The organism is Mycobacterium sp. TH-M11 (genome assembly GCF_057473725.1).
Genome location: NZ_JBYCLD010000231.1, coordinates 1 through 3,728, shown reverse-complemented (window position 1 = coordinate 3,728; position 3,728 = coordinate 1). Strand labels below are relative to the sequence as shown.

At 69.5% G+C, this 3,728-nt stretch carries 2 protein-coding genes; both read right to left on the bottom strand.

Annotated elements, in window-relative coordinates; translation table 11 throughout:
* Positions 1–108: 108 nt before the first annotated feature.
* Positions 109–2,595 carry a phenylalanine--tRNA ligase subunit beta gene (pheT, locus tag AC2VOG_RS09825; RefSeq protein ID WP_486939715.1) on the bottom strand — a complete coding sequence of 829 codons (2,487 nt, stop codon included), beginning with the start codon at positions 2,593–2,595 and terminating at the stop codon, positions 109–111.
* Positions 2,595–3,647, bottom strand: coding sequence for a phenylalanine--tRNA ligase subunit alpha (pheS, locus tag AC2VOG_RS09820; RefSeq protein ID WP_486939714.1), 1,053 nt, complete (start codon positions 3,645–3,647; stop codon positions 2,595–2,597). The genes pheT and pheS overlap by 1 nt, the downstream gene beginning before the upstream one ends.
* Between the last annotated feature and the right edge of the window lie 81 nt (positions 3,648–3,728).

Here is a 3,728-nt window from a genome sequence, read left to right as displayed (position 1 = left end):
GCCGGCATAGCCGCTGGCCCCAGCGACGGCCACCCGTAGTGCCTCGGTCATAACACCCATCGTTGCATGACTATGCACGCCTATGCAAACTCATTCTCTACCCGGTTTTCAGCCGCGCAACACCGCGCCGACCCGTTCGGCGGCGAGACTCACCGCGGCATCCCGGGCAGCGCTGGCCTCGTCTTCGGTCAGGGTGCGGTCCGCGGCCCTAAACCGCAACGCAAAGGTCAGCGATTTGCGGTTCTCGCCGACCTGCGGGCCGGTGTAGACGTCGAACAACCGGGCCTCTTCCAGCAACTCCCCCGCGCCGTCGCGGACGGCGTCGGCCACGGCCTGTGCCGAGACGTCGGCATCCACCACGAGATTGACGTCTTGGAACACCGCCGGGAATGGCGAAACCCGTGGTGCGGGCAGCGCATCGACGATCGGGATCGCGTCGAGGTTCAACTCGACCGCGCATGTGCCTGTCGGCAGCCCGGATCGCTCGATCACCGCCGGGTGCAGCTGACCGGCATGCCCGACCACGGTGTCACCGACGAGCACCTCGGCGCAGCGGCCAGGATGCCACGGCAGGTACTGCGCAGCCCGCAGCGACACGTCAATTCCGCTGGCGCGGGCGATGATCCGAACCGCCTCGAACGCATCCGCGGCGTCGGCCCGGCGGCCGTCACCCCACGGGCCGCGCGGCTCCCTGAGCCCGGTCAGCGCCACCGCGACGTGCTGCGGCTGCCGTGGCAGCGATGCGTCGAGCGCGGCGATCTCGTCGTCGCTGGGGCGACGGTGTACCGGAATCGCCGCCAGACCCCTGGTCTGCTCGGTCGGCTGGACCACCTGCGCGACGGCGAACAGCGCAACATCGCTGATACCGCGAGAGACGTTGCGCGACAACGCCTCGAGTAGCCCCGGCAGCAACGTGGTGGCCAGGTGTGGGCGGTCGGCCTCCAGCGGGTTGAGCACCTCGGTGGTGAGTCGCCGAGCGTCGTCGACGGGCAGGCCCCACGTATCGAACACGCCGGCGGGCAGGAACGGCGTGGGAAGGATCTCGACGTAACCGGACAGCCCCAGCGACTTGCCGATCGCGCGGCGGCGACGCTGAACGGCGGACAACCCGCGGCCGGCAGGAGCCGGCGGCAGCACCGACGGGATGACGTCCAGACCCTCCAGCCGCAGCACTTCTTCGACCAGATCGGCCGGTTGCAGCAGATCCGGACGCCAACTCGGCGGTGTGACGACCAGTGTGCCGTCGGCCTCGGAGACCTGGGCGCCGACCTGGGTCAGCCGCCGCGCCGTGGTGCCCGTGCGGTACCGCACCCCGGCCATCCGGTCGGGCAAGTCGGCCGCAAGTCGAATCGGCGAGCCAGCCCAATCCTGCCGGGGTGGGTCGCCCCGCCAGTCGGTCAGCGTCGGCGAGACCGCGCCGCCCGCGATCTCGGCGAGCAGCGTCGCGCAACGGTCCAGTGCGGCAACCGAAATCGCCGGGTCGACCTCGCGCTCGTAGCGGCGTGCGGCTTCGCTGGGCAAGTGCAGCCGGCGCGCCGTACGCGATACCGCGGCCGGTTCCCAGACCGCGGACTCCAGCAGCACGTCGGTGGAGTCGTCGCGCATCTCCGTGCTCCCCGAGCCCATCACGCCACCGATCGCCGCGGTGGCGACGTCGTCGACGATCAGCACATCGGCCGGGCCGAGGACGCGCTCGACGTCGTCGAGTGTGCGGACCTTCTCGCCAGGCCCGGCGAATCGGACAGCCAACCCGCCGGTGATCCGGTTGAGGTCGTGCGCGTGCATCGGATGGCCGAGTTCGAGCATCACGTAGTTCGTCGCGTCTACGGCGGGCGAGATCGCCCGGATTCCGCTGAGTAGCAGCCGGCGCTGTAACCACCACGGCGACACTGCCTTTGGGTCGATTCCGTTGACCGGTCGCAGCGCGAAGCGGCGCACACCGGTCTCGGGATGCACCGTCAGCGGCCAGGCCTCGGCCTCGCTCGGCAGCGCGGGAACATCGGCGGGGTCGACGAAGTCGAGGTCGTAGGCACAGGCGATCTCGCGGGCCAGGCCCCGCACCGACATGCAGTAGCCCCGGTCCGGGGTGATGGCGAGATCGAAGACCACGTCGTCGAGCCCTAGTACCCCGGCGCCGTCGGCACCTGGCTCGGCGGTTCCCGGCGGCAGCACCAAGATGCCGGAATGGTCTGCGCCCAAACCGAGTTCGGCGGCCGAACAGATCATCCCGTCGGAGGTGCGGCCGTAGGTCTTACGGGCGGCGATGTGGAAGCCGCCAGGCAGCGTGGCGCCGGGCAGGGCCACCACCACCAGATCGCCTACTCCGAAGTTAGTTGCGCCACAGACAATCTCGCGTGGCCGCGATTCGCCGACGTCGACCTTGCAGACCCGGATCGGCTTCTTGAACTCGGTGAGTTCCTCGATCGCCGCGACCCGTCCGACTGTCAGCGGACCCTCGACCGGCCCGAGAGTGATGACATCCTCCACCTCGTGGCCGATGCGCACCAGCGTCTGCTCGAGATCCTCGGCGGTGACTTCCCAGCCGGGAGCGCCGACGCCGATGACAGACTGCAACCAGCTGTAGGGAATTCGCATCAGGCACCCACCCCGAACGGCAGCGAGAAGCGGACGTCACCCTCGACCATGTCGCGCATGTCGGGGATTCCGTTGCGGAACTGCAAGGTGCGTTCCAGGCCCATGCCGAAGGCGAAACCGGAGTACTCGTCGGGGTCGATGCCCGCTGCCCGCAACACGTTCGGGTTGACCATTCCGCAGCCGCCCCACTCGACCCAGCCCGCCCCGCCCTTCTTGTTCTCGAACCAGACGTCGACTTCGGCCGACGGCTCGGTGAACGGGAAGAAGTGCGGCCGAATCCTGGTGCGCGCCTGTGGCCCGAACTCGGCACGGGCGAAAGCGTCGAGCGTTCCCCGCAGATGTGCCATCGACAGGCCGCGATCGACCGCCAACCCCTCCACCTGATGGAAGACCGGGGTGTGGGTGGCGTCGAGTTCGTCGGTGCGGAAAGTGCGGCCGATCGAGATCACGTACACCGGCAGGGTGCGGTGCAGCAGCGCGCGCACCTGCACCGGCGAGGTGTGGGTGCGCAGCAGCTGCCGCGAGCCGTCCGGCGCGAGGTAGAACGTGTCCTGCTCGCTGCGGGCGGGATGGTCGGCAGGAAAATTGAGCGCGTCGAAGTTGAATTGCTCGGTCTCCACTTCAGGCCCCTCGGCCAGTTCCCAGCCCATCGCGATGAACGTGTCGGCGATGTGCTCGGCCAGGATCGTGATCGGATGCCGCGCCCCGATCGGCTGCCGCGTGGAGGGCAGCGTCACGTCGATGCGCTCGGCGGTCAACACCGCAGCGTCGCGCTCGGCACGCAATTCGGCCAGCCTGTCGTCGTAGCTCTGCTGGACTGTGCCGCGTGCGGTGTTGACCAGCCGGCCGGCGTCGGCGCGGTCGGCTTTGGGCACGGTGGCCAGCGCCTGGCGTGCGACCGCCACGGGTGAACGGTCGCCGAGGTGCTCGGTCTTGGCGTGCGCCAGCGCATCGAGGTCGGCTGCGGCGGCGAAAGCGCGCCGGGCTGCGTCGACCGCGGCGGTCAGCGCCTCCGGCGACAGGGCTTCCGTTGACGGGGGCGGGGCACCCACGCGACGACACACTCCTTCTGGGGCGAAGATTGCGGGCACGCGACACGGCGTGACGCGCAAGAGCCGATCATATGTGGGTCG